The sequence below is a fragment of the Candidatus Thiopontia autotrophica genome, assembly GCF_982804495.1.
The window spans coordinates 1-4,559 of record NZ_CEYDPX010000040.1 but is presented as its reverse complement, the minus strand read 5'-3'; the positions used below and the strand labels follow the sequence as shown (position 1 = coordinate 4,559).

4 protein-coding genes are annotated in these 4,559 nt (G+C 56.0%); all 4 read right to left on the bottom strand.

Translation table 11 applies throughout. The annotated features are described in order from the left end of the window. Positions 1 to 99: 99 nt before the first annotated feature. Positions 100 to 534 carry a hypothetical protein gene (locus AC3ZFK_RS08120; RefSeq protein WP_487507244.1) on the bottom strand — a complete coding sequence of 145 codons (435 nt, stop codon included), beginning with the start codon at positions 532 to 534 and terminating at the stop codon, positions 100 to 102. Between the two features lie 112 nt (positions 535 to 646). Then, positions 647 to 1,942, bottom strand: coding sequence for an HlyD family type I secretion periplasmic adaptor subunit (locus AC3ZFK_RS08115; protein ID WP_487507243.1), 1,296 nt, complete (start codon positions 1,940 to 1,942; stop codon positions 647 to 649). Beyond that, entirely contained in the window at positions 1,942 to 3,651 is a 1,710-nt protein-coding gene (locus AC3ZFK_RS08110) for a peptidase domain-containing ABC transporter (protein WP_487507242.1), read from the bottom strand. The genes AC3ZFK_RS08115 and AC3ZFK_RS08110 overlap by 1 nt, the downstream gene beginning before the upstream one ends. Continuing rightward, the coding region (locus AC3ZFK_RS08105) for a M23 family metallopeptidase (protein ID WP_487507241.1) at positions 3,648 to 4,559 on the bottom strand (912 nt) is incomplete at its 5' end. The genes AC3ZFK_RS08105 and AC3ZFK_RS08110, both read right to left, overlap by 4 nt.

The window sequence follows — 4,559 nt, the reverse complement described above, 5'->3', positions numbered from 1 at the left end:
TCCAGAATGCGTGGTGGCAATAACAGGGGACGTGCCCGCATCTGACCATAAAAAAACCCACCGCAAGGGTGGGTTTGGTTGTAACCGACTTGGATTATCTTATTTCTTTTCAGCCGCTGCCTTTGCAGCCGCTGCAGCCTTCTGTCTGGCCTGGGCCTGGGCTTGCATCAGGGCCATGCGAAGCTTGTTCGACCCGCCAACCAATGTGTCAGTTGGGTTGTTCTTGCAGTGCGCTACCATCGCACTCCAGGCCTGGTTGGCTGTAATATTGAGTTGCGGCCCACGTTGAGTCATTGCAACCTGATTCATTGCACTTAGATATCCGTGAACCCATCCCCCATAGGTCATGGTCGAGGCCTGCTGATTTTTTGTAATCTGCTCTGCTACCGCCTTGCATGTGGTCTGTCCCAGACCCAATATCTGTAGTCTTGGCCCCTGTTGTGGTTGCGCAGCCTGTTTGGCCTGCTCCTCAGCAACGGTAACACCAGAAAATGTCATCCCCATAACCATCAACCCCAATACTATTTTTTTCATTTTTTGCCCTTTCATTGTTGTCACTCCACCTCATAGAATTAAAACAGTTGCACTCAGAGTATTACATATTTCGTACTGAAAACAAGTCATTTATTTCAAACTGTTGCAATAATTAACGCTCACGCATCGACTCCCCCATTGAGTCCAGAAACGGGGAGAGCAGATAGTCCAGCACCGTCCTCTTTCCGGTAATAATGCTGGTGGTCACCTGCATCCCCGGTAGCAGATGGTAGCGCAGATCCCCACGCTCAAAATAGCTGCGCTCGGTCTCCACCCGCACCCGATAATATGGATCCCCCTCCTGCGGCACCATGGTGTCGGGGCTGATAAAGATCACCCTGCCGTCCAGTTTTCCCAGACGGGAGGCATCACTTGACTGTAGCCGCACCTGTGCCGGCTGATCCACCTCCACATAGCCGACATCCTGTGGCAGCAGACGGGCCTCCACAATCAACTGATCTCCGGCGGGTACCACTTCCGCCAGCACCTCGCCAGCCTTGACCACCCCTCCCACCGTATAGATATTGAGGGTCTTGACCACTCCATCCACCGGAGAGCGCAAAGTAGTACGTTGCAGGCTATCCTGCAGCTTGTTCATCCGCTTGGAGAGCTCGCCGTGCTGACGCCGCGACTCCTCCAGCTCCTTGCGGGCCTCCTCCTCAAACAGGTAGCGGATCTGCTCATACTTCTGCCGCGCCTCCACCAGTGCAGACTCCGCCCCGCTAAGGCCGGCAAGATCCTCTGCCAGTTGCCCCTGCATGGTCTCCCTCTCACGCAGCAGGGAGAGGTGGTTGTAACGGTTAGTGAGCTCATCCTTGAGCAGATCCTCACTGATGCTGATCTGCTCGCCAATCAGCTCCAGACCTGGGCGCAGACTGGCAATCCGGGCCTTGATCTTGCCGATCTCCTGCTCCTTCTGTTTGATCTGCTCCTGCTGGGAGTCACGTTCACTGTAGTAGCGAAACCTCCTCTGCTCAAACTGCATCTGTGAGCGGGCAACCAGAATCGGGTGCAGGGCCTCGAATTCATCCGGATAGGCTGGCTGCTCCGCTCCACTAGATTCCGCCTCCAACCGGAACAGATCCACACTGAGGCCATTGAGTCGCACCTCCAGCTCCTCTACATCGGCCATACTGGCGGTGGACTCCAGCTCAAACAGCGGCTGCTCTGCACTCACCTGCTCCCCCTCCTTGACCAGAATTCTGCTCAGGATCCCCCCCTCCAGATGCTGCACATACTTCACGTTGGTACTGGGAATCACCTCCCCCTCAGCTACACTGACCATGTCCAGTTCGGCTAGATACATCCACGCCCCTGCCGATCCCACCAGTGCCATCAGCAGGAGGAGAAGACCAGTTACAGAGGCAGTGCTCTCTTTATGCTGTGGGTTGTTCTGCTGATCGGCCACTATTCAGCCCTCTTCTGAGCGACGGCAGCCACGCCCTTGTTCGGTTCTGTTCCGCTACCACTCTGTCTGGCCTGAATTCCAGGGGTTGGCTTGACCCCGAGATCCATCAGGTAGTCCGCAATCTTCAGAAACTCCTGATCATGTGAGATCACTATAATAGTCTTGCCCTCGCCCCTGAGCTGCTGGAAGAGAGCATAGACAGCGCGTCTCCCCTCCCCGTCCAGCCCCTCGGTTGGCTCATCGGCAATAAAGAGATTGCCACCTGTTGCCAGCGCCCGCGCCAGTGCCAGACGGCGGCGAATCCCCAGTGCCAGATGTCTACCACCCTCCCGAATCACCATCGACAGTCCATCCTGACTGCTGTCGAGGAATGGGCGCAGACCGGCAATCCGAATCACCTCATTCAGCCGTTCCGGTGTAATCTTCGGATTAGCCAGTGCAATATTCTCCTCAATGGTTCCAGTTACAAAGAGCGGCTCCTGCGGAATATAGCTGAGCTGCATTCTCCACCACGGCAGTGCGATCTGGCGCAGATCAAGATTATCCACCAGTATCTGCCCCTTGGCAGGTTCAAGCAGCCCCACCAACATACGAACGAATGTAGTTTTGCCGGAACCATTTGGACCAACTACCGCCAATGTCTTCCCTGGCTCCAGTGTCAGATTGACCGACTCAAACAGCTGGATGGAGGATCCCGGATAGGAGAAGGCAAGCTCCTGCAGCTCAACCCTGCCCGCATACTGCTTCAGCCCGCTCCCCTTTATCCGCTCCAGTGGCATCTTCATGAATTCCCGAAGAATATCTCCCGCCTGCTTTGCCGTGGCGAAGGTCTCCCCCATCTGTGACAGGCGGGTCAGCGGCATCAGGGCACGGCCTGCCAGTATGTTGGCACCAATCATCGCACCTACCGTAAGATCCCCATTGACCACCTGCAGGGCACCCACCGAGACGATAGCCACCGTCTGCAGACTCCCCACCATCCCCATTCTCGACTGCAGGGCGTCCCGACTGGAGAAGAGTCTGTTGCGCAGCCTCGCCAGCATGGAATCACTCTCTCCCCACCCCCGGGAGAGGAAATTGGCCCCATTGAAGGCACGGATTGTCTCGGCTGCCGAGACTGCAGAGCCGAGAATACCGGCCCGCTCCGCAGCGACCTCCTGTGCCTGTTTTATCCCCCGTCTTCCCCCCATCTGCACAACCATTGCCATCAGCAGAGATAACCCCATAGCAGCAACCGAGATAAACGCCAGTACCGGGCTCAACAGCCACAACACAAAAACGAACAACAGTGCAAAAGGGAAATCGAGTAGTGCCGCCACGTTCTGTGGCATGGTCACGGCCCGAATGGAGTCGACCCCACGCAGAATCTCGTGACGCTGACCAAAAGAGACCCGATCCAGCGCAGACTGCTGAGTCTGCAACAGTACCGAAAAGGCAGCCTCCGAGAGGCGATCACTATCATCCCTGTTCTGGGCCACAATCAGGCGCCTGCGCAGAGAGCGGAAGGCCAGCTCAAAAACAACGGCAATCAGGGTACCGACAGCCAACGAGGTGAGGGTAGAGTTGACCCCATGAGAGATAAAACGGTTCAGTACCTGGATCACAAACAGCGAGGTCGCCAGCCCCAGCAGGGCGATCACAAAGGTTGTGATAATCAGTTGCAGGGTCAGCCCGGGATGGGCAAAAAATCGTCGAAACAGCTCTCTCATTGCTCTTTGTCTGTAACTGTTATTTTTCTTCGGACAGAGACCACCGTCTGCTCCCCCTCGTTACCCTTTCTAACCAACCGATACGCCCCAGTATACTCCCCCCTCTTCAGGGGGGTCGACAGCTTCTTGCCAGCATACCCCAGATGGAGGGCACGCCCACTACCATATGGGGCAGAGATATTCTCAATCATGGTGGTGCCATCCGGCGCAATAATAGCAAAGTGCTCCACATCCCCCTTCTCCACCCCTGTCACCTCAACCCAGAACAGCAATGCCGGTGACTCTGGCAATACATTGCCTCTATCGTGCAGCCCCAACACCACCTCCGGAAGGGTTGGTACCTTGTTGGCAAAACCAGCGCTCACCAACTGTGTTGCTGCCGGGATCATCCCCTCCACGGTACTGCTCACCCAGAGAGTAGACTGAGCAGAACCGCATCCAGCCTCAATCACGTCTCCAGTGAATGGATCAATCTTTGTCCCATTCCGTTGCACCCGAAACTCCAGATGGGGAAAGTTGGTAAGGCCAGAGAGACCCATCTCCCCCAGCTTCTGTCCTGCCACCACACGCTCCCCCCTGACAACCAGAATACTCCCCTTGCGCAGGTGACAGTACTGCGTTTTCCAGCCACCATCATGGCGAATATAGACCCCGTTGCCACACTCTTTTCCCTTTAAAAAAGCCGCCCTCTTGCCGCTGAAGATACCATCCGGCATCCCGTCCCGCACCCCCTCCACCACCCCACCGAGCGAGGCCACCACCGGAATTCTCCTCTGCAATTCAGCCACCCGCACCACCCGAAAGTCAGTACTGGTGTAACCATTACTACTCAATGGGCCACAGCGATGATCCCCAAAACCGATGCCCAGCTGTTGATCAGGCATCCGCTGGATAAAACAGTCACTACC

Bases quoted from the DNA above. Each gene is read 5' to 3' on its own strand.
- AC3ZFK_RS08120 (WP_487507244.1), bottom strand. From the start codon at position 534: ATGAAAAAAATAGTATTGGGGTTGATGGTTATGGGGATGACATTTTCT.
- AC3ZFK_RS08110 (WP_487507242.1), bottom strand. From the start codon at position 3,651: ATGAGAGAGCTGTTTCGACGATTTTTTGCCCATCCCGGGCTGACCCTG.